Genomic DNA, 24,443 nt, shown 5'->3' with positions numbered 1-24,443 from the left:
GCCGCGGGATCCGCCCCACAGAAACAAAGCTGCGGCACGGCGCTAGAAGTCCTCTACGCCTCTTGCAGACTCGACTTTTTCCCGACGATGCTGCCATTGTCCAGCACGAACCAGAAGTTGTCTTCCTCGTAGCCCTTGACGATTCCCTGCACCGTACACAAGCACGCCCTCCCCCTACGACCGGACATACGCATGCCAAATCTCTTCTTCCTCGTCCGTCATGTCGCCTGTCATGGAAGAAAAATCAATTTTTCGCGCAAAACGGTCTTTCAACCGGGCAAATTGCTGGTAGGAGGCCGTTATTTTTGCGAGCGAAGCTGATTTTCCAAGTGCTTCCAGGTTCCCCAGCTCGGGGCAATCGTTCAGTTCCAGCGTAAGCAGACTGCCCAGTTCGGCCAACGCTGAAATATCGCCAATCGCCGTCTTGTTCATCTTCACGCTTCGCAGCTTGCGGTTGTTTGGCAAAAACGCCAGATCGGGCAAGCGGACGTCCTCCAGGCGCAACATCTGCAAATTCACAAGCTGTGCCAGCGCAGCCAAGTCGCTCTCGCACGCGTCGCCAAGACCGACAATCGCAAGCTCTGTCAACGAATGCAGCTCACCCAGCTCGCGAAGCTGCTCTGCATCGGGACGGTTGAGCGCCAGGCTTTTCAGGCTCTTTGCCTGCTTGAGCGGGGCGAGGCTGCGAACGGGAGTGTGCGTCATATCCAGCTCCGCCAGTCTCGGCAGGCTGGCGAGAGGCGCCAAATCCGTGACGGCGGTTGCAGACACGTTCACCATTTGCAAATTTGCAAATAAGCCAGACCTTGCAAGGGACGCAGATCGCTGAGCGGATTTTTCGGCACATACAGCCGTTTCAACTGCTGGCAGCCGCGGAGCGCTTCGATGGAGCGAATCTCGTTTGCGGTCAGCACCAGCTCGCGCACCTCGCGGCAATGCTGAAGCGGCGTCACATCGGTAATGCCTTCGCCAATAAACCGCAACTGCTTGGCATGCAAAAATACGTCAGCAGAGCCGCAGCGCCGCTCGATCCGCTCCTGCCAGCCCGCATCCAGACTACGGAGCCACGCTTGCGGATCGTGGACACCCGTATCGACGCGCATCGGCTGATAAACAGGCAGCTTTAGCTTGCGGATCGCGTCGAGAAAATGGATGGTGCCGCTCCGGCCATAGCTCCAGAAAAGCTGGTCGTCTTCCTGTTGGACGCTGTAGTTTTTCTCCTTCGCCGTGTCGCGGATGAAGCGCCTCTGCCATCCCGGGAATATCTGCCCGCAGCAGTTCGATGATTTCCTGCATGAGTCGTTCCAGCATACAATCCGCTCCCGTCCCAATTGAATCAGCGTCCCCGGAAAAATACCGCCCGGGACGCTGGAATATTTTCTCTTTTCAACCAATCTATCTTAGCACAGGGAGCGGGAAAAAGAAAAAACCTCTGCTTGGGACAATCCCCAGCAAAGGTCTTCCGGCATCTTCCTGGCCGACTGGTGAATTACGTACCGCAATACGTCCGATACGGGCCGCACGAGTCTGGCGGCAGCGTGGCGTACTCGGCCTGCTCCGGCGAATGCGCGTAAGGATCGACAAGCGCGGCAACCAACCGTTCCAGCACGCTGTAGTCGCCCTCCTGCACGGCTGCCTCCAGGGCCGCTTCGACGCGATGGTTGCGCGGGATCAGAGCCGGGTTGCTCGCTTTCATCCGTTGCCCGACAGCATCGTCGGAGGGAGCATGGCGCTTTTGTCTTGCTTGCCACTTTTCCTGCCAGGCGGCGAACTCCGGCGCGGCAAACAACGCTTCGTCCCTTTGCTGATCGAACGTCAGGGCGAGGAACGTGTTCGTATAGTCCGCCCGATGCTTTTGCAGCAAGTTGAGCAGTTCTTCCATCAGCGCCACGTCGTCCGCTTCCTCGCCGAACAGCCCGAGCTTGGCCCGCATGCCAGCGAGCCAATTCCGGTAGTACAGCTCGCCAAAGCGGGAGAGCGCATCCTGTGCCACCTGAACCGCCTTGGCCTGGTTTTCATCCACGAGCGGCAGCAGGGCTTCGGCAAAGCGCGCCAGGTTCCAGACGGCGATTTGCGGCTGGTTGCCGTAGGCGTAACGTCCCTGGTAGTCAATGGAGGAAAAGACGGTAGCCGGATCGTACGCGTCCATGAAGGCGCACGGGCCGTAGTCAATCGTTTCGCCGCAAATGGACATGTTGTCGGTGTTCATGACGCCGTGGACGAACCCGACGAGCTGCCATTTGGCGATCAGCTCTGCCTGTCGGCGAATCACTTCCTCCAGCAACGCCAGATAGCGGTTGTCCTGCTCAGCAGCTTGCGGAAAATGTCTATGTAACGTATAGTCGGCGAGCGCCCGCAGTTCCTCGTCGCTCCCCCATTGGGCCGCGTATTGGAAGGTGCCCACGCGCAAATGGCTGGAGGCGACACGCATAAGTACCGCGCCGGGCAGATCGTCTTCGCGGATGACGGTTTCTCCGGTCGTCACCACCGCCAGGCTGCGGGTCGTCGGGATGCCCAGCCCGTGCATGGCTTCGCTGATGATGTATTCGCGCAGCATCGGCCCGAGTGCCGCCCGTCCATCGCCCCGCCGGGAGTACGGCGTGCGGCCCGAGCCTTTCCATTGCAGGTCAAACCGCTCGCCTTGCGGGGTAATGTGTTCGCCCATCAAGAGCGCGCGCCCGTCCCCGAGCATGGTAAACTGTCCGAACTGGTGCCCGGCGTAGGCTTGGGCAATCGGCTTGGCGCCCGGAGGTATCCGGTTGCCTGCAAACACCTCCGCTCCCGCTTCTCCATCTAATGCATCGGCTTGCAAGCCAAGGGCAGCAGCCAGCGGACGGTTGAAAATGACGAGCTTGGGTGAGCGTACAGGGGTAGGGTTCAGTCTCGTGAAAAAAGTTTCCGGCAGAGTCGCATAGCTATTGTCAAAATGCCAGCCTGCCTCTGGAATGGCTTGGGTCATCGTTTCCCATTGCTCCTTTTTTGGTCGGATTTGTCGCCTTCTGTTCATTTTACCAAAAGAGCACCCAAAAGCATGCACGGGATTTTGTCTGGACGGTCTGTTACTGACGCTGCGCTGCATTTTGAAAAAAGGATGCTGTGCCCCTGCCTGGTGCGGTATCGCGAAGCTTTTGCCGAGCGAGCGGGTTGCGGGCAAGTCTGTTTCCGCCTACATCGACGGTCTGCGCATGGACGAAGCCAAGCGCAAGCTGCTGGCTGGAGAGCGCGTGCAAGCGATTGCCGAAGCGGTCGGCTTTCACGTTTCCGCGAACTGTCCCAGGTTGTTGAAGCCTACCATGCTGGCCGCATAGGTCACGCTGCTGCCGTCTTGCTCCAGCAAGCAGCGGGCCAGCTCCAGCCGCTGGTCGATCACATAGGCGTGTACCGGCAGGCCGAACAGCTCTTTGAAGCCTTTTTTCAGCTTGTACTCGTTGAGGCAAATGAGCCGCGACAGCTCAACCAGGCTCGGCGGGGCAATCAGGTTCGCGTCCACGATTTGCTTGGCTTGCCGCAAGCTGGCGATGTCTGTTTTCGAGAGAGCTACATCGCGGGGCAACGAACCTTTTTCCAGCAAAACTTCATCCATATACACGGCCAAAAGCTCCAGTATTTTCCCTTCCATATACATACGGCGGATTTCCGCGCGATACGGGCAGCGCATGATTTCGTGGAGGATACGCTTGACGAGCGGCGTCATTTTCCGGTTGTCGTACAGCTTGTCGCGCGCTGCCATTCGGCTCCACTGCGCTTCCAGGCGGGGAATCGGCCACGCCTGCACGAGCTTGGGGCACGTCCAGCTTGACAGTCAAACAACGAAAGTGGCGCTCCGCTGCGAAATGACACGTGCTGCTCGTCTCTGCTCTCCCGAATGCGATCACCTCACCGGGTGCGATGCCATGGTCCAGATGGGTGTCGTTCGAGCTCCAAAGCAAATTTTCATCCAGTCGTCCCGCTCCGTGCTCTTCATGCCAAGCTCTTCTCGGAAAACAATGTCGCAGATCATCACGTCCACCATGGCATTCAGGCTCGTCCGCTGCCAGTAGCCTGTGCCGACCTGCTCCGGGAGTACGACGGTTTGCTGGAACGATTCGTTCCGATAGAGAGCATTCAGGTTGCGAGCGCACAATGCTTGTCTACTACATTCTCGACCGCATACCAGTGTGCTGCTTGGTTCATACGCTTGTTTTCACCTCTGCGCTGGTTGTCTTGTCTGTTCAGAAAAAAAACTGCTCGTCTTGCTGCAAAACGACCCTGCTCTTGCCTGGAACGCTTGAGAGCGCGTGGGGGCGCATAGGAACGCTTGGCAACGCCAAAAACCCCGCCGCTTGGACGGGATTATCGTCTGTTTTAGTTCACCCGCCAGCCCTCCGCTTCCTGCTGCAAGCTCCACAAATTGGCATACAGTCCGGCTCTGGCGACAAGCTCGCTGTGGGTTCCTTCTTCTGCGAGGCGGCCTTGGTCCAGCACGATGATTTTATCCGCGTTTTGGCTCGTCTTCAGGCGATGCGCGACAGGATGACCGTTTTGCTTTTGACCAGCTCGTTGATCGCCTGCTGCGACGTGCTCGGCCAGCCGCACCCGGAGCTGGTACAAAATCTGGAACGCCGCGACGTGCGAGCACATCAGCCCGACGTACAGCGCGAGCAGTGCCCCGACCAGAGCGAGAAAAGCGACAACGCCCCAATACACGACCAGCTCCCGGTCGATGTCGGCAGGACTTTGCGCGTTTCTGAGCAGCTCCTCGACAATTTTGTACACCGCCACAAAAGGGGCGATTTGCAGCAGGCTAGAGAGGACGGAAAAGATGCTGGCAGCGATCAACAGCCCTTTTTTCTCTCCGGCGATTTTCAACAGACCAGACATCTCCGACTCCGTACTCACAAAAGCAGCACTCCTTTCTCTTAAAGGACAGATTGGTAGGAACGATAATCATTATCACCAACATCTGAAAAACAGGACCCGCTCCCCAACTCGTTCGTGAGAAAACGGGTCCTTGCGACTTGCTTCGATTGCCTACTCCGAATGCTTTGTCGCCAGCACAGTTGTTGCAGGGGCGCTTTTGGCTTTGGTTACAAGCATCGTAATCGCCATCACCAGCACGACTACAGAGACGACGCCAAAAGGCAGATGCTTTTCCAACTGGTACAAGCTTGTGCTCAAAATCGGAGCAATGACAGCGGAAACCCCTTGCACGGCTCCCACCAGTCCGGCTACTCCCCCCTGCTGCTCACGCGAGACGGCAAGGGACGCGCCAGCCATGAAGCCGGGCATCATCAGCCCGGTGCCTACGCCAAACAGGAAGAAGGCTATGTAAAAACCGACGGCATGGATCACAAACAAAAACAGCGACGTTCCGGCAATCACCAGCAAGGAGCCGACCAAAATCAGCGAGCGCGGCTGCCATTTCGGATTTTTCATCTGCACTCCTTGGGTGAAGATCATCGCGATCCCGCTCAGCATCATCCCGAACGACAGCATCCGGGCCGTTTCCGTTGTCGTCAGTGACAACTGATCCTGGAAGTAAAACCCGCCGACGACCTGCAACGTGACGATGCTCATCATCGTAGCCAGTCCAGCGAACAAATACAGCCGCAAGCCTTTTTGGAACGGGTTCAGCTTGGGGGCTTTTTCCGTGACGATTGGCTTGTGCGGCGGAATCAACAGCAGCACGACGGCAAACGCGATGAGCGGCAGCAGCGCGCCGATGTACAGCGGCCAGATCAAGCCGATGAGCGCAAACACCCCGGCGATCGCAGGCCCCATCACCAGCCCCATGCCATTCGCGGCCCCGATCAGCGCCATCCCCGACGCCCGGCCTTTTTCATCGGTCACATCCGCCATGTACGCTTGCGCCGATGATGGAACGGCAGGAATAAACATCCCGACCATCCCACGCGCCACGATGAGCAGCGTCACCAGCAGGCTGCCGCCGATGAGGTTCGCCAGCCCCGCATACATCGTGAGCGTAAACAACACGTAGCTGACGAACATCCCCAAAAAGCCAATCAAAATAACCGGCTTTCTCCCTTTTGTATCGCTCCATCTCCCCCACACTGGCGCCATGACAGCCATCGCGACAGAGCCCAGAGAAATGATTAACCCTGAATGCGTCTCACTCAGTCCTAATTCGCGAATCAATGGCGGCATGACGGGAGCGATAATCATCAAGCCGACCATTGCGACGAAAACGCTGAAAAAAATACTGACACGTACTCGTCCCATATTCTCTCTACTCCTTTCGTAACGTGCTGTCATCATCTTATGGAAAAATCGCCGGGCGCCACCACCTAAAGACGGAGCGAAACTACTGCAAAACGGATTTTTCTGTCGCAAATGCCATTCCACGGACTGGGGCGAGAACGGCGATTCATCTGGACCGCCGGACGGTACGCAACTTCCCGGCGCGTGCTATCGCGCTGTTTCGCTGCTGAAACGGCGGTCGTTCGCCCTGACTGTCCTGCCCGGAAATCAGGCAGTACGCTTTTTACTGCCCCCCAGCCGTTACTGGCGCTGCAAAATCTGGTTGCCCAGCTTGTCCAAAAGCTGCATCCGCCCGATCGCGGTGAAGGAATAGTTGTAGTTATCGACCTGGCTGATCTTGTAGACATGGCCGTTTTGCACCGCTTTGAGCCCTTTCCAGACGTTGCTGTCGCTCATTTTGTGCTCGCTGCTTTCCATCAGCAGCAAGTGATCCGGGTTCAAGGAAGACAGCGCTTCCAGGCTGAGTTCCATTCCGCCCCAATGCTCGGGCTTGCTCGAACAGCGCATGCACGAGCGAATCGCCAAACAGGTCGCCCATATCGCCAAGCAGCTCCACAGCCAAGCCTTCGTACTCCGTCGGAAACAAGCGCTCGGCCCGTGGCGTCAGTTGGTACACGAACACGGGCCTGCCAACCTGCCGGCGCATGATCTGGGCGTCGAGATAGCGCTCCCGGTGCAGCACATCCAAATGCTTGCGCACCGCGACTTTCGTAATCCGCAAATGCTCCGCCAGCTCCTGGACGCTGACCGTCCCGTGCTTTTTCATGTACAACAATAGCTTTTGCCGGGTGGTCGGTTCGCGAAAAGCCGCTGCTCCCATCCCCACGGTTTACCTCATGGCCTCGTTGTAGCGCCGGTTGACCTCTTCCCAATCGATGACGTTCCACCAGGAGGACACGAAATCCGGCCGCTTGTTTTGGTACTGCAAATAGTAGGCGTGCTCCCAGACGTCCACGACCAAAATCGGCGTTTTCTTTTCCATGAACGGCGTATCCTGATTCGGCGTGCTCGTCACTTCCAGCTTGTCCCCGTCGACGACCAGCCAGCCCCAGCCGGAGCCGAAGCGGCTGATGGCGGCTTTCGTCAGCTCTTCCTTCATTTGCGCAAAGCTGCCAAAGTGCTTGTCGATACCCTTGGCGATGTCCCCGCGCGGCTTTCCGCCGCCCGTTGGACTCATGATCGACCAGTACAGGCTGTGACTGTAGTGGCCGCCGCCGTGATTGCGGACCGCTGTGCGAATTTCTTCCGGCAAATCGTTCAAGTGACAGATAAGCTCCTCCACCGTAGCGTTCTGGAACTGGGGGTAGTTTTCCAGAGCCTTGTTCAGATTGGCGACATAGGTAGCATGGTGTTTCCCGTGATGAATTTCCATCGTTTTGGCATCCAGATACGGCTCCAGTTCATCGTAGGCATACGGCAATTGTGGCAATGTAAAAGCTCCCATTGGAAAATTCCTCCTGTTCAGTGGATTACAAGGACAGTGTACAAGAAGAAAAAATATTTTGTACATACCCAAAAATGTTTCCTTTGGTAAACTTAATTGCAAAATCGTTTATTGTGTTGTAGAATAAACTCAATCTTTCCTGAACGAAACAATTTTTCTGCAGGGAAAATTCTGTTCTCTTGCCCCTTTTGACGAGGGGTCGTTTGCATACTCCTAATCAGGAGGGAATTTCTGTTCATGACCGACTCTATCCAGCCACAAGCGCATTATTCCGTTTTTCAGCCACTCGTCGAGCTGGCTAACGGAAAATGCTTCGGATACGAAGCTCTGCTACGCTGCTCATCCGGCGCTTCGCCTGAGCGGCTTTTCCAGACGGCCCGCCAAAGCGGCCGCCTGTACGAGTTGGACACGACGGCCATGCGCGGAGCTGTATTTGCCTACTTTGCCGAAGTGTCTCAAGCGCAGCACGCGCCTTATTTGTTTCTCAATGTGTTTCCTTCGACCTTGCTGCATCCGGGTTTTTGCGCCTTGCTTGAGGAGATGCTGGCCGCGCATCCCGCCTGCTGCCAGCGCATCGTGCTGGAGATCAACGAGGCGACAGAGGAAGACAAGATGTGGGACATTCGGCTTCTCGGGCAAAAAATTCGCGACTTGCGCGCATACGGCTATTTGATCGCGCTTGATGATGTAGGCTCCGGTGCTGCATCTTTGCGAAAAATCGTGGAGTACGAGCCAGACATCGTGAAGCTGGACCGCTACTTTGGCAACCAGTTGGCTCTCAGCCCCAACAAGCAAAAGCTCGTCTCCCTGTTCGTCGACTTTTGCCGGGGCCAATCCCATCTCGTGCTGGAAGGCTTGGAGGAACCCGACGATCTGGCGACGGCAAAAACATTGGGCGTCCCCCTCGGCCAAGGATTTTTGCTCGGGCGGCCAAGAGCGCTTTGTGAAGCGGTTTATTTGGGGGGAGTGTGAGGGGTTGGACGTGGAAGAAGCCCGTTACCGGGGAGGTACGGGCTTTTAGTCTTCTTTCTGCGAGGCAAAATTTTATTCTCCCGTTTCGGCGAATCTCTTGATCCGGGAACCGATTTCATCGCGAATCCGCTGAAATTCCGCCCATTCTTTTCCGGCAGGATCGTCAAATCCCCAATGAACCCGTTTTACATGCGGCGGTGTGATCGGGCAAGCGGAATCCGCGTGATGGCAAAGCGTCACGACAAGGTCCGCTTTGTTTAAAATGACCGGATCTATCACATCCGAGGTGTGATCGGACATGTCGATTCCGACTTCTTGCATCGCTCGCACAGCATTTGGATTGATACCGTGCGCTTCGATCCCGGCTGAAAACACATTCCAGGCGTGGCCCAAGTATTTCTTTCCCCATGCTTCGGCCATTTGGCTTCGGCAAGAGTTCCCTGTGCACAAGAAGTAAATCGTTTTTTTGTTTTCCATCCTGTCCTCCCCTTTTCAACTTTTATGTGTTAGCAAAATATTTTCGGCGCAACCATAATGAGACGTTAACCAAGGCGATCATCACAGGCACTTCCACAAGCGGGCCGATAACTGCTGCAAACGCTGCGCCTGAATGAATCCCAAACACACCGATGGCTACGGCGATTGCCAACTCAAAGTTATTGCTGCCTGCTGTAAACGCTAAGGTCGCCGTAACCGGATAACCGGCACCGATCTTCCTCCCCATGTAAAAAGCAAGAAAGAACATCACGAAAAAGTAAATCAGCAAAGGAATCGCAATGCGAACGACGTCTACAGGTACGCTGACGATGCTTTCCCCTTTCATCGAAAACATGACGATGACGGTAAAAAGCAAGGCAACCAACGTGAGCGGACTTAGTTTGGGCAGAAATACTTTTTCATACCATTCCCTGCCCTTTGCTTTGACCAGACCAAAACGCGTCAGCATCCCGGCAAGAAACGGAATCCCCAAGTACAGGAGCACCGATTTTGCCACGTCCGCCATGGTAAACGTCACCATCGCTCCCTGGATGCCCAGCCATTCCGGAATGAGCGTGAGAAACACATACGCGTATATGGAGAAGAAGAGCACCTGGAACACCGAATTGAATGCCACCAGCGCAGCCGCGTATTCTGTATCCCCTTTGGCGAGGTCATTCCACACAATGACCATCGCAATACAACGGGCCAAGCCAATCACAATCAGCCCTGCCATGTATTCTGGCTGATCGGCCAAGAAAATGACGGCCAGCAAAAACATCAGGATCGGACCAATCACCCAGTTTTGAAGCAGCGACAGGAAAAGAACTTTTTTGTCCTTCCCAATACGAGCCATTTCCTCGTATCGAACTTTTGCCAACGGGGGATACATCATCAAAATCAGGCCGATGGCAAGCGGGATCGAGGTGGTGCCCATCTGGAAACGGTGCAAACTATTCGTAAAACCCGGTATGAACGTCCCTGCCAAAATGCCGACTGCCATCGCAAGAAAAATCCAGAGGGTCAAGAAACGGTCTAACAACGATAATGGCTTCATGAAATACTCCTTTTTGGCTTAGCAACACGAAACTGTATCCCGCGCTGTATTTTCCTCTACACAGCAAGCTACTTGTTTCGTATAGCGGAGGTCGCTGTCAGCCTTTGTGTAAAAAAACTCCCATTCGTTTCCGTCCGGATCGGTGATCCAAAATTTGTCCTGGACAGCATAGCAGCAGGTCGTATCCAGTTCGTCACGCACCAGGATGCCTTCCTTTTCCAATCGTTCCTTGTGAAGAGCGATCTCTTCTGCGCGTTCCACCTGGAAGCCGAAGTGATTCACCTGGTTACCGCGAATCGCGTCCCGAACATTCAAGGTAAAGTTTAGCCCTGGGCTTTCCAGCAAAAACTTCGCATAATCGCCCTTGACCTTTACAGGCTTCACCCCAAACATTTTCTGGTAAAATTCAACTGATTTCGCCAAATGCGAAACATTGATTCCAACGTGCGCATACTTCATTTCTGATTCCTCCCCTGATTCAAAAGTCATTCATCAAAAAAAATTGATGTAAGGATCAAAAAAAATTAGCAGCAGCTTCCTTTTCCGGCTTTCCTGAAGATGCAACAAAGCTCTTCCGATAGCAGGTGATTCACTTCCTCATCATTCAAATCGTAGTAACTCCATGTTCCTTTTGTCTCTTTTGTAATCAGATTGGCGTCCAGCAAAACTTTGAGATGGTACGAGAGCTTGGATTGCGGCATGTCAAAAACTTCCGTAAGGTCGCAGACGCACGTTTTCCCTCGCTGGCACAGCTCATACATAATTTCTAATCGTCTCTGATCAGCGAGCGCTTTGAATTTCTTCTCATACTGCTCCAACTTTTGTTTCAGATTGTTCATGGAAGATGACCTCATTCATCAATTTTTTTTGATATATAGATTATAGGCATGATGTGCAAGGAAATGCAATCGTTGATTCCTTTGGCGGTTTTGCGCGAGATCAGAGGGAGGACAGGCTGAATCCCAGACCGAAAATGCCGTTCCCCTCTCCTGAGCTGTACGCGAGCTGCAGTTTTTGGAAAACACCCTCGACCGGGCGTGAGGTGGATGGGAAGGGAAAAGGAAAACGTTCCGGTAAACTCATGCTGCGCAAAGGTTTCGCCCATTCCCTGGATGGCGCCTCCCCCTTTTGGCAGCGAGATGTGGCTGGTCGTTATTTTACTGGACATGGCTTGTTTCGCGGCTGCAACTCAACGGATCTCATTTCTGTACCGCGCTTCCTTCCTGTTCAGAGTGGATTTTTCGTCGAAACGAGACAAAACCAACAGCGAATCGTGAGGAAAGTTTGTACGCAAAGTGTATTTCAGTAAAATTTGCCATAAATTTCAACATTCTTTTTTTCTGTAGCGGAAACTTTTGTCATGGTTAGCGGCTAGACGGCGTCGTCGCCATCTCGTGCCGTTTTACCCGTCTCCGCAAAAAACGTTTGACTGAAGGCCCGGACGCCAGAAGCAGCGGTCGTTTTTCGTTTGGGCACGCCAAAAAAGCCCGATTCTGAAGCGATCGGACCCTCTTTTCCTGCACGGGCGTCTTTTGCCAGGCGAGCAAGCGGACTTCCCCTGCTTACGCTTGCTGCCGCAGCTCATCGGGCACGCGAATCTTTTCGCCCGTCCTTGCGCAAATGGCGACAAACGTAACCTCTGCTTGCAAGACAAGCTCATCGCGCTGGTTGCGGATGAGCTGCCTGAGCACAAAGCTCGTGTTGCCCACCCGCTCTATGGACGAATGAATCAGCAGGACGTCGCCGAGAAAGGCTTCCTTTTTGTATTCGGCTTGCAGCCTGGCCACGAACGAGCGGAAGCCAAGGCGGGAAAAATAGTGATACCACGGCTGGCGAGCCTGCTCCAAAAACGCCATGTATTGGACGTTGTTCACATGGCCATCGTGAATCGCCTCTGGTTGTACGCGAATTTCAAACGGTGAAAACGGCATGGACTCTCCCCTTTTGTCTGTGCTGGCAGGTTTGTTTTCGTCATAGTTCGATAGTTCGCGCCCCCTGCTGAAAATTCCTGCCAGCCTGGGCGAGCCGCATGCTGTGCCACTTAAGTCGCACGCCTCACTCTTTGACTGCGCCGGACGTCAAGCCGGAAATAATCCGTCTCTGGAAAATCAGCACCATAATTACGAGCGGCACGGTCACGATGATGGACGCAGCCGAGATTTCCCCCCACGGAATCGTGAACATCCCTTGAAACATGACGATGCCCACCGGAACTGTCTTCATCGCTTCCTGCGTATTCAGCGTGAGCGCAAACAAAAATTCGTTCCAGGCGGCGATAAAGACGAGAATCGCCGTCGTAAACACGCCTGGCATCGCCAGCGGAAAAAACACGCGTGTCATCGTCTGCCAAATGCTCGCCCCGTCCACTTTGGCGGCTTCTCCGAGATCGCTCGGAATTTTGCGGAAGAAGATCGTCAAATTCCAGATGGCGAGCGGCAGCGCGAAGGTCGTATAGGGGATAATCAGGCCAAGGTAGCTGTTTGTCAGACCCACGGACTGCATGAACATGAAAATCGGCGAGATCGTGGCGATTTGCGGGAACATGGAGACGGCCAAAACGACGCCGAGAATGATCGTCTTCCCGCGAAAAGACAGCCAGGCGATCGCATACGCGGCAAAGGACGCAATCGTGATCGAATACAGCGTCGTCAGCGTCGCTACTACCGTCGAGTTCCACAAATATGTGGCAAATGGCCGTTCGGTGAATACGCGGATGAAGTTGTCGAGCGTCGGATTCTCGATGATGAACTGAAAGGCGCGCTCACCGAACAGCTCCCCTGGGGGTTTTAGGGTGGCGAGCAAAATCCATAAAAACGGGAACATGACGACGAAGACAAAAAGCAGCAATCCGACGTAGAACAAGGGCCCTGCACTTTTTTGCATGCACGTTTCCTCCTTATTTTCCGTTGCCCTCACCCAAGAGGTCTGCTCCCAAAATTTTGACGTAGCCAATCGAAATCAAGGCGACGCACAAGAAAACAATGACAGCGAGCGCCGAGCCTTCACCAAAGCTCATCTGCGCAAACATCGTTTTGTAGGCGTAGATGGAAATCGTTTCGGTCGAGTTGGCTGGCCCCCCGCCTGTGAGCGCATAAATGAGGTCGAACACCCGGAACGCGTCGAGCGTGCGGAACAACAGCGCCACGAGAATCGTCGACTTGAGCATGGGCAAGGTGATGCGGAAAAATTGCTGGAAGCGGTTGGCCCCATCTACAGAGGCGGCTTCGTACAAGCTTTGCGGAATGGTCTGCAAGCCAGCAAAGAGCAGCAAGGCCATGAACGGCGTCGTTTTCCAGACGTCGGCCAAAATGACGGAAAACATCGCGCCTGCCTTCGTCGAGAGCAGCACGCCCATGTCCGAGACAAGCCCTGTCACCTCGAACAGATGCGCCACAATCCCGTTTTGCCCGTCGTAAAGAAATTTCCACATCATGGCGGAAATGACCGTCGGGATGGCCCACGGAATCAGCACGGTCGCGCGGACAAGCCCCCGCCCGCGAAACGGCCGATTGAGGAGCAGCGCAATGCCCATGCCGAGCACAAGCTCAATCGCAACAGAGACGACAGTGAAAAAGAACGTGTTGTACAAAGCGGCCCACATTCGGCTGTCGGTCAAAAACTTCTGGTAATAGGCGAAGCCAATGTAGTTCGGTTCGATCAGCGAGGATTGGATCCCCGCCATGACGCCGACCGCCCCCTCGGGCTTAGACAGTTGCTTTTGCGCGCCAAGCGCAAGGAGTGCCGCCTCCGCCTGCTCCAAGGTTGTCCGCACAGCATCTGTCTGCTCACCTGTCAGCGTCACATATTTCAGTTCGGCGGGAATCGGCTTGAATTCGAGCAGCAACTGATCGACGGCGTGGTAACGGCTCGCGATCTCGCCTGTCTGGTTGAGGGAAGCATTCATTTGCTCGATCTGCTGCCGGATGGCGTCCAGTTGTTCCTTCGTTGCCCCTTCGGCAGACTCTGCCTCTCTTTTCACATAGCGGAGCAAATTGGGCAGCGTGCTGACGTAGCGCTCCATGTCCAGCCCATAGGAAGAGTGGACCTCTGTCTTCGTCGGGTCATTCAACCGGATGTCGTGCAGACTGATCCAAAACGATCGCATGACAGGCCAAATCGCGATGACGAGTATAATCAGCAGTGCGGGAAAAATCAGCAAATAGCCCGTCTGTTTTTCCGAAAGGGACCCTTTGTTTTGTCGATTCATCCGTTCACCACCTTCTATCCTGATAGGAACATTCGAGGTACTGGGCAAAATCCGACATCCATTCACTCCCGGGAGAGACGCGCCCTCCCGGAAGCCATTGGACCCGTATTCTTTCCGGCTTGCCTTGCGTTATTTTTTTATCAGCTCATTCATTTTCGTTTCCATGTTTTGCACAGCTTGCTCGGCGGTTTGCTGTCCGGCGAGAGCCTTGGACACCTCGATCTGGATTACTTCGGAGATTTTCGGATAAATCGGCGTAGTCGGACGGGAGACGGCAGCGCTGACGCCATCTACGAAGTCTTTGTTGGCGAACAGCGGGCTTGCCTTTTGCACTTCGGCATCTTCATACACAGGCAGGAAAGTCGGAGCGAGTCCGCCGTGCACCGCCGAAATTTTTTGCCCTTCGGCCCCCGTCATAAACTTCAGAAATTCCCACGCTTCTTTCGGATGCTTGCTGAACTTGTTGATGCCGCCCATCCATCCGCCGAGCGCCGCAGCGGACCCGGCATCGCCTGCCGGCAGCGGAGCGATTGCTACTTTGTCGACGATTTTGGACTGCGCCTGATCTTGTGCGAGCGCGAACTGGTACGGCCAGTTGCGGACGAAAGCCGATTGTCCTTCGAGGAAAGCGGTATGCGATTCGGTCTCCATAAAGGTGGTGATGTTGCTCGGCACGAAGTCCGATTGGACGACCTCGATCATTTTGTTCAAGCCTTTGATGGTGGCCGGATTGTTAATCGCCACGTTGCCTTGTTCATCCAAAATTTTTCCGCCGTAGGAGGCAATGAACTCGACGAAGTTGCACACCAGTCCTTCGTATTGCTTCGCTTGCATCAGGTAGCCGAATTTCGTGCCGCCCTGCCCCTTCGTGGCTTTCGCCTGCGCGATCAGCTCATCCCATGTTTTGGGCGGCTCTTTGACCAGGTCCTTGCGGTAAAACAGCAGCCCGGCATCGATGAATTTCGGCATGGTCCACTGCTGGCCGCCGAAGTTTCCGGCATCCATCGCCCCTTTGATGTATTTGCCGGTGTCAATGCCGTCCTGCTCGATCAAGCGGTCCAGCGGGAGCAAATAGCCGGCCTGGGCAAATTCCGCGGGCCAGATGACGTCTAAGTCAAACACGTCGATCTCCTGGGACTGCGCGCTGAACATGGTGACGTACTGGTCGTGGCTTTGTCCGGTGTCAGACGGCATTTCGCGAATTTCTACCTCGATGTTCGGGTGGGCGTTTTGAAAAGCTTCGACGAGCTTTTTCGTGGAGTCGGTCGCATCTTTGCCGCGCGCGTAGACGAGCTTGACTTTTTCTGCGGCGGGCTGCGGAGCCGGTTCTGTCTTCGGTGCCTCGGTCGCGGGCTGTCCCTGTGCGGGCGCGGATTGTTGCGGAGCTGATGAGCATGCTGCCAAGGAGAGTGCAACTGTCAAGGTAAGTCCCATTGATGTAAGCCGTTTCATAACTTTCATGCAATTTAACCCCCTATGCTCTTTATGGATCTATGTCGCCTGCCAAAGCAGGCCGTAAAACCGCCGTTACAGTCGGACAGCCTCGCCTGTTTGCGCCGACTGGTAAATCGCCTCGATCAACCGGGTGATGTACAAGGCTTGCTCCGGTGTGCAGAGCGGCTGCGCCTTCCCTTCGACCGCATCGAGGAAATTGGCGAGCAGCATCACCCGCTCGTTGCAAGGCGTTGGCGACAGCTCCGTCGTCGCCGTCACGCCGCCCCACTCGTGGTACAGCGTCAGCTTTTCCTCAAGCAAGCCGAGCGAGACGCCTCCCGCCTGCCCGTACAGTTGCAGGAAAACGTTTTCTTTTTCGATGTGAGAAGCCCAGCTTGCGTCCAGCGTGAGCGAAAATCCGTTTTCAAATGTAATCATCGCGACCGCCATGTCTTCGACGTCAAACTTGCCGTTTTCCTCGCGCCTGCCCCACTCGGACAGTCCGCGCTTGTGCGGGCCGAATTGCGCATACGTCTGGCCGAGTACAGACACCGGCTTTGGATGGTCGAGCAGCCACAAAGTCAAGTCGAGCATATGTACCCCGATGTCAATCAAAGGGCCTCCGCCTGCCAGCTCTTTTTGCGTAAACCAGCTCCCCCAGCCGGGAATGCCGTTGCGCCGCACCCAGCCTGTCTTGGCGTGATAGATGCTGCCTAACCTGTCTTCATCCAGCCATGCCTTGACTTGCTGGGCTTGGCTGCGAAAGCGGTTGTTTTGCGCGACCATCAAAATTTTCCCGGCTTGCTTCGCCGCTTCGATCATGTCTTCCGCCTGCTGGGCGTTCATGGCCATCGGCTTTTCGCAGAGCAGATGCTTGCCTGCTGCCAGGGCTTGTTTCGCCGCTTGCGCGTGCAAATAGTTCGGGACGCAGACGATCACCGCGTCGATCGGCGCTTGCGAAAGCATCTCCTCATAGTCGGTAAAGACGTGCGCAATCCCGTACTGCTCGGCTTTTTCCGCTGCCGTTTCCCGCGACACATCTGCAATGGCGACGATCTCTGCACGCGGCTCCCTCTTGGCTGCCTCCAGATGAGCCAGAGCGATCCCGCCTGCCCCGATGATCCCGATTTTGTGTGTGCGCATATTCGCTACATCTCCCTCCTACACCCACCAAAGATTTTTGATCGGCTCGCGCAAAATGACTTGCTGCAAATTTTGCACGGCGCGCTCGAAGCCTTCCTCAATCGACATGATCGCGTCTTCGTGCTCGATGCTGATGACGTAATCGTAGCCGTTCATGCGCAGGGCGCTCATCATGTCCGCCCACGTCTGCTGCGAGTGTCCGTAGCCGACCGTGCGGAAATACCACGCCCGTTCATTGAGATTCGCGTACGAGTTCATGTCGGTCAGCCCGTACATGTTCACCTTGTCCTGATCGATATACGTATCTTTGGCATGGAAGTGGTAGATCGCTTGTTCTTTTCCCAATATTTTGATCGCCGCTACCGGATCAATGCCTTGCCACCACATATGGCTCGGGTCGAAGTTGGCCCCGATCGCGTCTCCGACTTGCTCGCGCAGCTTGAGCAGCGTACCCGGTGTATGGACGAGAAAGCCTCCGTGCAACTCCAGGGCGACTTTGACCTGATGCGACTTGGCGTAGCCGCCCCACTCTCTCCAGTACGGAATCAGCTTCTCGTTCCACTGCCAGTTCAGCACGTCGCGGTATTCATTCGGCCAGGGAGCGACAGGCCAGTTCGGGTACTTCGCGCCTTCGTGATCTCCCGCCGTGCCGGAAAAGCAATTGACGACAGGAACTTCCAGCAACTCAGCCAACTGAACCGTTTTGACGAACGTCTCGTGCGACTGCTGGGCAAAGCTTTTGTCCGGCGAAAGCGGATTGCCGTGGCAACTGAGCGCGCTGATGACCAGTCCCCGCTCCTCGACGGCTTTGCGGTACGCCTGACGCTTTTGCTCGCTTTCCAGCAGCTCATCGAGCGGGCAGTGCGCGTTGCCGGGATAACCACCCGTCCCGATTTCCACTGCCTCCAGTCCCGCCTCCTTCACATGGTCGAGCATTTCCTCAAACGACTTGTCGCTAAACAAAACGGTAAACACACCGAGCTTCAAATGCTTCCCCTCCTTTTTTCTCGCGGAGCTTGCAGGCTCATCTATGGGCAGTTCGTGATGCTCCCTCAAATACAGCGCTTACACTTTGCCGGATGACGAGATGGTGCGGCACGGTGCTCATCCGCTCCACCGGCTCGTTGCGGATTTGCTTGAGCAGTTGCTCTGCCGCTGCCTTGCCGTACATGAACGGGTCGTTGTGTACGGTCGTCAGCATGGGGCGGGTCAAGGAGGCCAGCTCCAGGTTGTCAAACCCCATGACCGAGATGTCTTCCGGAACGCGAATCCCGTGGTCGTGCAAATAGTTGAGCACGCCTACGGCCATCAGGTCTGTGGCGACAAACACGGCGGTCGGACGCACAGCTTCCTCGCAGATGCGGCGCATGGCCTCATAGCCGCTTTTGGCAGTGAAATCGCCCTCTACGACAAAGCCCTCGTGAATCGGCAGGTCGTGCGCGCGCATCGCTTTGCGGTATCCGCCCATGCGGTCCAGCCCGCACGGCGGGTCCCACAGCGGCCCGGAGACACAGGCGATTTTCCGGTGGCCCTGCGAGATGAGATAGGCCGTGGCATCGTAGGACGCCTGGACGTTGTTGACGTTGACGGTCGGAATCTGATAGCCGGGCAAGTCATGCCCCGTCACGACCATCGGCACCTGCATGTCGTGGAGCGTCTGGAAGCTGCTCTCCAGAAAATGAATGCTGGCGATGATGACGCCATCGAGCTGCTTTTCTTTGAACAGGCGCAAATACTTCAGCTCTTTGTCCACGACCTCGTCCGAGATCGCTAAAAACATGCTGTAGTCGTCTTCGCTGAGGACACTGTCGATCCCGTAGGTGAGGTTAGAGTAAAAATTGTTGTTGATGTCCGGAATCATGACGCCGATAATCCGGGTTTCCTTGCTGACGAGACTGCGGGCGATCGCATTCGGCTGAAAGCCCGTCTTCTGGACGATGCGCAAAACCCGCTCGCGCAGCTCCGGCCTGACTGGCTTCGAGTTGTTCAATACCCGCGAGACGGTGGCAATCGAGACGTTGGCGAGTTGGGCAATGTCTTTTATGGTGACAGAAATGGTCTCTCACTCACTTTCTCTCATTCAGGTAAACGTTTTCCTATCCAGAAAATAACATCCGGGCTCTGTTTTGTCAATATTCTGTCATTTTTTCTTTTCGACTTTTCCCGTCAATTGTCGCGCTGCTTCCCGAACCTTTTGCCACCGAAAAAGCCCAGAGACTTTCCCCCTGGGCTATCGCCAAAAGCTCATGCAAAGGACCCACATACCGGCAGCGTAATCTCCACCGTTGTTCCCTTGTTCCGCTGGCTGCTGATTTTCATGTTCCCTTGATGAGCTTGGATGATTTTGTAGCTAATCATCAGGCCGAGACCTGTTCCCTTTTCTTTCGTCGTATAAAACGGCTCGCCCAGCTTCTGGATGCGCTCTTCGCCTATCCCCTCTCCCTGGTCCTGAATGCGCACAGAAAGGGTGTCGCCGAGCTGCTGGAGCTGAATCGTGATGCGCCCGCCGTTTGGCATGGCTTCGATCGCATTTTTTAAAATATTGATAAAGACCTGCTTTAATTGATTTTCTTCGCAATTGACCATCGTGGCAGTCTCGTCCAGCTCCACCGTGATCTGGACGTTGTTTAAAATCGCCTCGGTTTGCAGCAGCTCTACTACCTGATGCAAGAGCGGCGAAAGGTTGCGCGGCGTGAAGTTGATGACCTGCGGCTTGGCGAGCACCAAAAATTCGTTCACGACCGATTGGATGCGATCCAGCTCGGAGAGGATCGTCTGAAAATACTCCCGCTTGTAGTTGCCCTCCTGAATGAACTGGATGAAGCCGCGAATCGAGGTCAGCGGGTTGCGGATTTCGTGCGCGACGCCTGCGGCCAACTGGCCGACGACAGACAGCTTTTCTGATTTTCGCAGCAGTTCCTCGGTCTTTTTCAGCTCGGTAATGTCGTGGCTGATGACCAACAGGCCGATGCGCCTGCCGTCCGGGTCGAAGAGTGGAACTTTGCGCACGTCAAAAATGCGCGATTCTTCCCGACTGACGAAAATGATCTCTTCCAGGCGGACAGGCTTGCCCTCTTCCCACGCCCGCTTGTCCGACTCGGCGCATTGCAGCAACGCGCTCCGGTAATGGGGGGACAGTCGCGCCAGCTCCTCGTCGTGCTTGCCCTGGTACGGGACATGCTCCAGCTCAAAAATGCGCAGGCAGCAGTCGTTTGCCTCGATCCAGTGGCCCTCGCCGTCCTTGAAGCAGACGGAATCGGGCATGGCGTTGATTAACGTCCGCAACTGCTTGGCATTTTCGATCAGCGCGGCCTCCATCCGTTTATGCTCTGTAATGTCACGCTGAATCGCGACAAAAGCGATCAGATTGCCTTTTGCATCAGAGAGCGGCGAAATGAGTGTACTGACGTTAAGCAACGTGCCGTCCTTGCGCTGCCGCACCGTCTCATACGAGGTCACATGGCGGTTTCGCACGATTTCCGCGTGCAGCTTCTCATAATCTTCCTGCAAAAAATCGGGAATCGTCGGCAGCTTGTCGCCGATCACTTCCTGCTCGCTCCACCCGAACATTTGGCGGTGCGCCGATCAAATTTTGTTGGTTGTCTATCCAGCCCTGTTCGTACAGCATGTTCGAAGCGTTGATGACCTTGCCCCCGCGGTCCAGCACCAGAAAAGGACTGCCGACAACCGAGGACACGAGCTGGGAAAAGCGCTCCGTCAGGCGAAACCGCTCCTGCTCCAGTTGATTGCGCAAACAGCTTTCCACCGTTTGCCTCGCGGAGATCACCGCTGACAGCGAGTGCGGATGGTAAACCCGCCACAAGCCTGTCAGGTTGAACACCCCCAAAATATCGCGGGTGGCCGGGTCGCGGATAGGAGCGGCCGAGCACGTCCATTTTTGCACCTCCTGGCAAAAATGCTCGGCGGCAAACACCTGCACCGGGCTTCCTGTCACAAGGGAAGTCCCGATGGCGTTCGTCCCTGCCCGATTCTCTGCCCAGGACGAGCCGAGGACGAAATTCATGTCTTCTGCTTTCAGCATCAGCGACAAGTCGCCATCGAGATGGACGATATCGCCTGCCGCGTTGCAAAACGTAACCAGGTGGCCGGAGTCCATCGAAGCATCCTTCAGCTTCAACAGAAGCGGCTTGAGTATGCGCTGAAGCGAGTCACCCTGCCAAAAGGCCTCAATCTCTTCCCGGGACAGGGTGATCGCTGTTCGGTTGCTCAGAGGATGGATGCTTTGCTCCTGACAGCGTTGCCAAGATTCGTACATCAGCGGTCGAATGGCCGGTCTTTCACTGATTCCTGAAACAAATCGTTCCCGCTCCAGTTCAAGCTTTACTCTTTCTTGTGAAAGATTAGCAAACCTATCCAGAGCTATCCGCTGATTCATGGTCTCCATCCTCCAGATTAGAAAACTTGGCTGCGCCAAGCCGTTGGCGCAGCCTTAGTTGCCCTTGTACTGGATAAGAATCTTATCCATTCTTATCTGTATAAAAAAGTGGGTGACACATTTTTTGAATTAACATTTCGACAATTGACCCAATTTTCCTTTTTATGAAACGTTTTTTAAGTACACTTGAGCGCAGAAAAAATCAACCAGTGTGTCTTTTGGCGCTGCTGCGGCCAAAAAGACACACTGGCTGTTTGCTCCTACCGGAATTTTGTAATGACGTTGAACCCGAACGTGTTGTAGTTCGTCATATCCTCCATGATGCCAGACACATCGTCGAGCGCTACCTCGCGGGAAACGAGCGAGGACGGATTCAGCCTGCCCTGGGCAATCATGGTCAGCAAGCCGTCATAGGCGGCGTGCGGATTGCCGATGCTGCCGACAATCTCCAGTTCCATCGCGGTAATCGCGTCAATCGGCAGCCCGACCATACCGCCTTCGTCTTTTGTCGTCAGGCCGATCTGCACATGCCTGCCGCCTTTGCGCAGGCTCAGAACCGAGTTGAGGATCGTATCGCGTATCCCCAGGGCATCAATCGAGGCGTGCGCCCCGCCCTTCGTGATTTCCTTGATCGCTTCGACGACGTTTTCCTTCCTGGCGTTGACGACCGCGACGGCGCCCTCTTCTTTTGCTTTTGCCAGTTTTGCGTCGTCTACATCCACGGCGATGACCATGGCGCCGACAGCGCTTGCGACCTGCACCGAGGACAAGCCTACGCCGCCTGCCCCGTGTACGGCAAGCCAGTTGCCCGGCTGGACGTTTCCGCGCACGACGCCGTGATACCCTGTCATGTAGCGGCAGCCGATGGCCGCAGCCGTCAGCGTGTCCACCTCGTCGGGCAGACGGATCAGGTTAAAGTCTCCGTTCGGCACCTTGACGTATTCCGCGTATGCGCCATCGTAGCTGAATCCGAAGATCGCCATGTTGTCGCAGCGGTTGGAATGCCCGGAGAGGCAATTGGCGCAATGCGAGCATCCTTCGTGGAAAGGCGTGGTCACGCGATCGCCGGGACTCAAGTTTTTCACTTCCTTGCCGACCGCCTCGACGACACCTCCCAGCTCATGGCCCGGAATAATCGGCAACTGCGGACTCAACCCGATCCAGTCCCAGTCGCCCATCCACGCATGCCAGTCACTGCGGCATACCCCGCACGCCTCTACCCGGACGATGACGTCTTTTGGACCCGGCGTCGGGTCCGGCACCTCCCCGATGTAAAGTGGTTTTTGTTGCTCCAATATTTGCGCCGCTCTCATGTACCGTTTCCCCCTTCATTTTTTCTCGTTCTTTTTTTCAGCCTTGCCCGCAGGGAATTAATCCAGATTGACCCAGACCGCTTTTACCTGTGTGTACAAATCGAGCGCATACGAGCCCATTTCCCGCCCGTACCCGGACTGCTTGTAGCCGCCAAACGGCACGGCTGCGTCCAGCGCATTGTAGCAGTTGACCCAGACGGTGCCCGCTTCGAGCGCGTGCGCGACTTTGTGCGCCTTGCGCAAGTCTGTCGTCCAGACGCCAGCAGCCAGCCCGTACTCGGTGTCGTTTGCCCGCCGGATGACATCGGCAATCTGCGCTTCGTCGTCAAACGGCATCGCTGCGACGACCGGGCCAAAAATTTCTTCGCGGGCAATCGTCATCCGCTCGTTCACATCGGCAAAAATCGTCGGCGGCACAAAGTAGCCCGGCCCGTCCAGCGGTGCGCCTCCCGTCAGCGAGGTCGCGCCTTCCTCATGCCCTTTTTGCAGGTAGCCCGACACCCGCGCAAACTGCTCGCTCGATACGAGCGGCCCGATCTCGGTAGACTCGTCCAGCCCGTTGCCCTGCTTCATTTTCGAGGCGAAGCTCGTCATGTCGGCGAGGACGTTGTCGTACACTTTTTTATGGACGAACAGCCGCGAGCCTGCGCAGCACACCTGTCCCTGGTTGAAGAAAATGCCCATCAGCGCGCCGGGAATCGCCTTGGAAAAATCGGCGTCCGGGAAAATGATGTTCGGCGACTTGCCGCCCAGTTCCAGCGACACCCGCTTCAAGTTGCCAGCGGCTTGCTGCATGATGAGCTTGCCAACCTCTGTCGATCCGGTGAACGCCACTTTGCGGATGCGCGGATGGTTCGTAATCGCAGCGCCTGCCGTCGGACCAAAGCCTGTGATGATGTTGACCACGCCTTCGGGGAAGCCGGCCTGCTGGATCAGCTCAGCCAGATAGATGGCGGTGAGCGGCGTTTGCTCGGCACTTTTCAAAATGACGGCGTTGCCTGTCGCCAGAGCCGCCCCCAGCTTCCACGCCGCCAAAAGCAGCGGGAAATTCCACGGAATGATCTGCCCGACGACCCCGACAGGCTCGCGGCGCGTGTAGGTCAGCATGTTCGGTCCGGCCGAGTTGTTGATGACTTCGCCCGCGAGCTTCGTCGACCAGCCAGCGTAATAGCGGAAATGGTCAATCGCCAGCGGAATATCGGCGACGCGGGCATGCGTGACGGGCTTGCCGTTGTCGATCGTCTCGAGCTGCGCGAGCGCCTCGGCGTGCTCTTCCATCAGGTCGGCCAGCTTCCACAGCAAGCGGCCCCGCTCGCTCGGCGTCACTTTTGCCCACGCGCCCGCAAGCGCCTTTTCGGCTGCCTGCACCGCCAGCTCCACGTCTTCGGCATCTGCCTCGTACACCGAAGTAATCGCCTTGCCTGTTGCCGGATCAATCGTCTCAAACGTCTTTCCCGATGCCGATGCTACAAACTCCCCGCCAATGAACAGCTTTTTCGGCCCGCCCGCCAAAAAAGCTTCCACGCGAGGGTCCAGTGAGATGTTTGCCGTCTGCGTCACGAAAAGTCCCTCCTCTTTTTTTGCTTGGAAATGCTTACGCTCGCTATAAGAAGCATGTTTCATGCCAAAACGAAAACGCTTTCAAAACGGCTATTTGCATCGTTTTCGCCTTGTACATTGGAACAGTTGCTCCATCTCGCCGATACAATTGCTCCATCACTCCTCTTATATTGTTTGAAAAT

General features: G+C 55.6%; 27 protein-coding genes. 2 read left to right on the top strand and 25 right to left on the bottom strand.

Annotated elements, in window-relative coordinates; all coding sequences use genetic code 11:
* Window positions 1–174 precede the first annotated feature (174 nt).
* The 3 genes from AC3WQH_RS14225 to AC3WQH_RS14215 all read right to left on the bottom strand — a co-directional run bounded on the left by AC3WQH_RS14225 (window position 175) and on the right by AC3WQH_RS14215 (window position 2,959).
* On the bottom strand, window positions 175–780 hold the full coding sequence (locus AC3WQH_RS14225; protein WP_492332105.1) for a hypothetical protein: 606 nt from the start codon (window positions 778–780) through the stop codon (window positions 175–177).
* Complete coding sequence (locus tag AC3WQH_RS14220) at window positions 774–1,394, bottom strand: hypothetical protein (protein WP_492332104.1); 621 nt, start codon at window positions 1,392–1,394, stop codon at window positions 774–776. Before AC3WQH_RS14220 ends, AC3WQH_RS14225 begins: the two co-directional genes overlap by 7 nt.
* 95 nt (window positions 1,395–1,489) lie before the next feature.
* Window positions 1,490–2,959: a protein adenylyltransferase SelO gene (locus AC3WQH_RS14215; protein WP_492332103.1), complete on the bottom strand. Its 1,470-nt coding sequence runs from the start codon at window positions 2,957–2,959 to the stop codon at window positions 1,490–1,492.
* Between the two features lie 121 nt (window positions 2,960–3,080).
* Between AC3WQH_RS14215 and AC3WQH_RS14210 the strand changes: the two genes are divergently transcribed.
* Window positions 3,081–3,308, top strand: a complete 228-nt coding sequence (locus AC3WQH_RS14210) for a helix-turn-helix domain-containing protein (protein ID WP_157179565.1) — start codon at window positions 3,081–3,083, stop codon at window positions 3,306–3,308.
* On the opposite strand, the gene AC3WQH_RS14205 is transcribed toward AC3WQH_RS14210, so the two are convergent.
* From AC3WQH_RS14205 to AC3WQH_RS14180, 6 genes are all read right to left on the bottom strand, one after another.
* Window positions 3,254–3,775, bottom strand: a complete 522-nt coding sequence (locus AC3WQH_RS14205) for a helix-turn-helix transcriptional regulator (RefSeq protein ID WP_310670256.1) — start codon at window positions 3,773–3,775, stop codon at window positions 3,254–3,256. The two genes, AC3WQH_RS14210 and AC3WQH_RS14205, sit on opposite strands and share 55 nt — an antisense overlap.
* A gap of 96 nt (window positions 3,776–3,871) precedes the next feature.
* On the bottom strand, window positions 3,872–4,123 hold the full coding sequence (locus AC3WQH_RS14200; RefSeq protein ID WP_122952470.1) for a hypothetical protein: 252 nt from the start codon (window positions 4,121–4,123) through the stop codon (window positions 3,872–3,874).
* A 221-nt stretch (window positions 4,124–4,344) separates the two neighbouring features.
* Window positions 4,345–4,878, bottom strand: coding sequence for a transporter (locus tag AC3WQH_RS14195; RefSeq protein ID WP_492332102.1), 534 nt, complete (start codon window positions 4,876–4,878; stop codon window positions 4,345–4,347).
* Window positions 4,879–5,010: 132 nt separating this feature from the next.
* Window positions 5,011–6,219 carry an MFS transporter gene (locus AC3WQH_RS14190; RefSeq protein WP_007787586.1) on the bottom strand — a complete coding sequence of 403 codons (1,209 nt, stop codon included), beginning with the start codon at window positions 6,217–6,219 and terminating at the stop codon, window positions 5,011–5,013.
* A gap of 358 nt (window positions 6,220–6,577) precedes the next feature.
* Window positions 6,578–7,078: a helix-turn-helix transcriptional regulator gene (locus AC3WQH_RS14185; protein WP_081494747.1), complete on the bottom strand. Its 501-nt coding sequence runs from the start codon at window positions 7,076–7,078 to the stop codon at window positions 6,578–6,580.
* Between the two features lie 9 nt (window positions 7,079–7,087).
* The gene (locus AC3WQH_RS14180) at window positions 7,088–7,702 is read right to left on the bottom strand and encodes a superoxide dismutase (protein WP_025846702.1); all 615 of its coding nucleotides are present in this window, start codon (window positions 7,700–7,702) and stop codon (window positions 7,088–7,090) included.
* Between the two features lie 237 nt (window positions 7,703–7,939).
* Between AC3WQH_RS14180 and AC3WQH_RS14175 the strand changes: the two genes are divergently transcribed.
* A complete protein-coding gene (locus AC3WQH_RS14175) occupies window positions 7,940–8,674 on the top strand; it encodes an EAL domain-containing protein (protein ID WP_007787580.1) in 735 nt (244 codons plus the stop codon).
* Window positions 8,675–8,746: 72 nt separating this feature from the next.
* Here the strand turns inward: AC3WQH_RS14175 and arsC are convergent, their stop codons facing one another.
* From arsC to AC3WQH_RS14095, 16 genes are all read right to left on the bottom strand, one after another.
* Window positions 8,747–9,151, bottom strand: coding sequence for an arsenate reductase (thioredoxin) (gene arsC, locus AC3WQH_RS14170; protein WP_310670254.1), 405 nt, complete (start codon window positions 9,149–9,151; stop codon window positions 8,747–8,749).
* A gap of 22 nt (window positions 9,152–9,173) precedes the next feature.
* Window positions 9,174–10,208, bottom strand: a complete 1,035-nt coding sequence (gene arsB, locus AC3WQH_RS14165) for an ACR3 family arsenite efflux transporter (RefSeq protein ID WP_238504019.1) — start codon at window positions 10,206–10,208, stop codon at window positions 9,174–9,176.
* An 18-nt stretch (window positions 10,209–10,226) separates the two neighbouring features.
* Entirely contained in the window at window positions 10,227–10,667 is a 441-nt protein-coding gene (locus tag AC3WQH_RS14160) for an ArsI/CadI family heavy metal resistance metalloenzyme (RefSeq protein WP_005831902.1), read from the bottom strand.
* Between the two features lie 65 nt (window positions 10,668–10,732).
* Complete coding sequence (gene arsR / locus AC3WQH_RS14155; RefSeq protein WP_005831900.1) at window positions 10,733–11,047, bottom strand: arsenical resistance operon transcriptional regulator ArsR; 315 nt, start codon at window positions 11,045–11,047, stop codon at window positions 10,733–10,735.
* An 11-nt stretch (window positions 11,048–11,058) separates the two neighbouring features.
* Window positions 11,059–11,313, bottom strand: coding sequence for a SpvB/TcaC N-terminal domain-containing protein (locus AC3WQH_RS14150; protein WP_420796660.1), 255 nt, complete (start codon window positions 11,311–11,313; stop codon window positions 11,059–11,061).
* Between the two features lie 457 nt (window positions 11,314–11,770).
* Window positions 11,771–12,139, bottom strand: a complete 369-nt coding sequence (locus AC3WQH_RS14145; protein WP_005831898.1) for an acyl-CoA thioesterase — start codon at window positions 12,137–12,139, stop codon at window positions 11,771–11,773.
* Window positions 12,140–12,263: 124 nt separating this feature from the next.
* A complete protein-coding gene (locus tag AC3WQH_RS14140; protein WP_492332101.1) occupies window positions 12,264–13,091 on the bottom strand; it encodes a carbohydrate ABC transporter permease in 828 nt (275 codons plus the stop codon).
* 13 nt (window positions 13,092–13,104) lie between these two features.
* Entirely contained in the window at window positions 13,105–14,415 is a 1,311-nt protein-coding gene (locus AC3WQH_RS14135) for a carbohydrate ABC transporter permease (RefSeq protein WP_005831893.1), read from the bottom strand.
* A 129-nt stretch (window positions 14,416–14,544) separates the two neighbouring features.
* Window positions 14,545–15,876: an ABC transporter substrate-binding protein gene (locus tag AC3WQH_RS14130; protein WP_007787574.1), complete on the bottom strand. Its 1,332-nt coding sequence runs from the start codon at window positions 15,874–15,876 to the stop codon at window positions 14,545–14,547.
* Window positions 15,877–15,942: 66 nt separating this feature from the next.
* The gene (locus AC3WQH_RS14125) at window positions 15,943–16,992 is read right to left on the bottom strand and encodes a Gfo/Idh/MocA family protein (protein WP_007787573.1); all 1,050 of its coding nucleotides are present in this window, start codon (window positions 16,990–16,992) and stop codon (window positions 15,943–15,945) included.
* 18 nt (window positions 16,993–17,010) lie between these two features.
* Complete coding sequence (locus AC3WQH_RS14120) at window positions 17,011–17,979, bottom strand: sugar phosphate isomerase/epimerase family protein (RefSeq protein WP_007787572.1); 969 nt, start codon at window positions 17,977–17,979, stop codon at window positions 17,011–17,013.
* Window positions 17,980–18,016: 37 nt separating this feature from the next.
* Window positions 18,017–19,027 (bottom strand): substrate-binding domain-containing protein, encoded by a 1,011-nt coding sequence (locus tag AC3WQH_RS14115; RefSeq protein WP_081414693.1) that lies wholly within the window; start codon window positions 19,025–19,027, stop codon window positions 18,017–18,019.
* Between the two features lie 209 nt (window positions 19,028–19,236).
* Window positions 19,237–20,562 carry an ATP-binding protein gene (locus tag AC3WQH_RS14110; protein ID WP_492332100.1) on the bottom strand — a complete coding sequence of 442 codons (1,326 nt, stop codon included), beginning with the start codon at window positions 20,560–20,562 and terminating at the stop codon, window positions 19,237–19,239.
* Window positions 20,486–21,388 (bottom strand): sigma-54-dependent transcriptional regulator family protein, encoded by a 903-nt coding sequence (locus AC3WQH_RS14105; protein ID WP_492332099.1) that lies wholly within the window; start codon window positions 21,386–21,388, stop codon window positions 20,486–20,488. The genes AC3WQH_RS14110 and AC3WQH_RS14105 overlap by 77 nt, the downstream gene beginning before the upstream one ends.
* Window positions 21,389–21,648: 260 nt before the next feature.
* Window positions 21,649–22,701 carry a zinc-dependent alcohol dehydrogenase family protein gene (locus AC3WQH_RS14100; protein WP_492332098.1) on the bottom strand — a complete coding sequence of 351 codons (1,053 nt, stop codon included), beginning with the start codon at window positions 22,699–22,701 and terminating at the stop codon, window positions 21,649–21,651.
* Window positions 22,702–22,758: 57 nt separating this feature from the next.
* The gene (locus tag AC3WQH_RS14095; RefSeq protein ID WP_005831880.1) at window positions 22,759–24,261 is read right to left on the bottom strand and encodes an aldehyde dehydrogenase family protein; all 1,503 of its coding nucleotides are present in this window, start codon (window positions 24,259–24,261) and stop codon (window positions 22,759–22,761) included.
* Window positions 24,262–24,443: the final 182 nt, after the last annotated feature.

The organism is Brevibacillus sp. FW301-21C12A (genome assembly GCF_058788915.1).
This window is presented reverse-complemented; position numbering and strand designations above follow the sequence as displayed.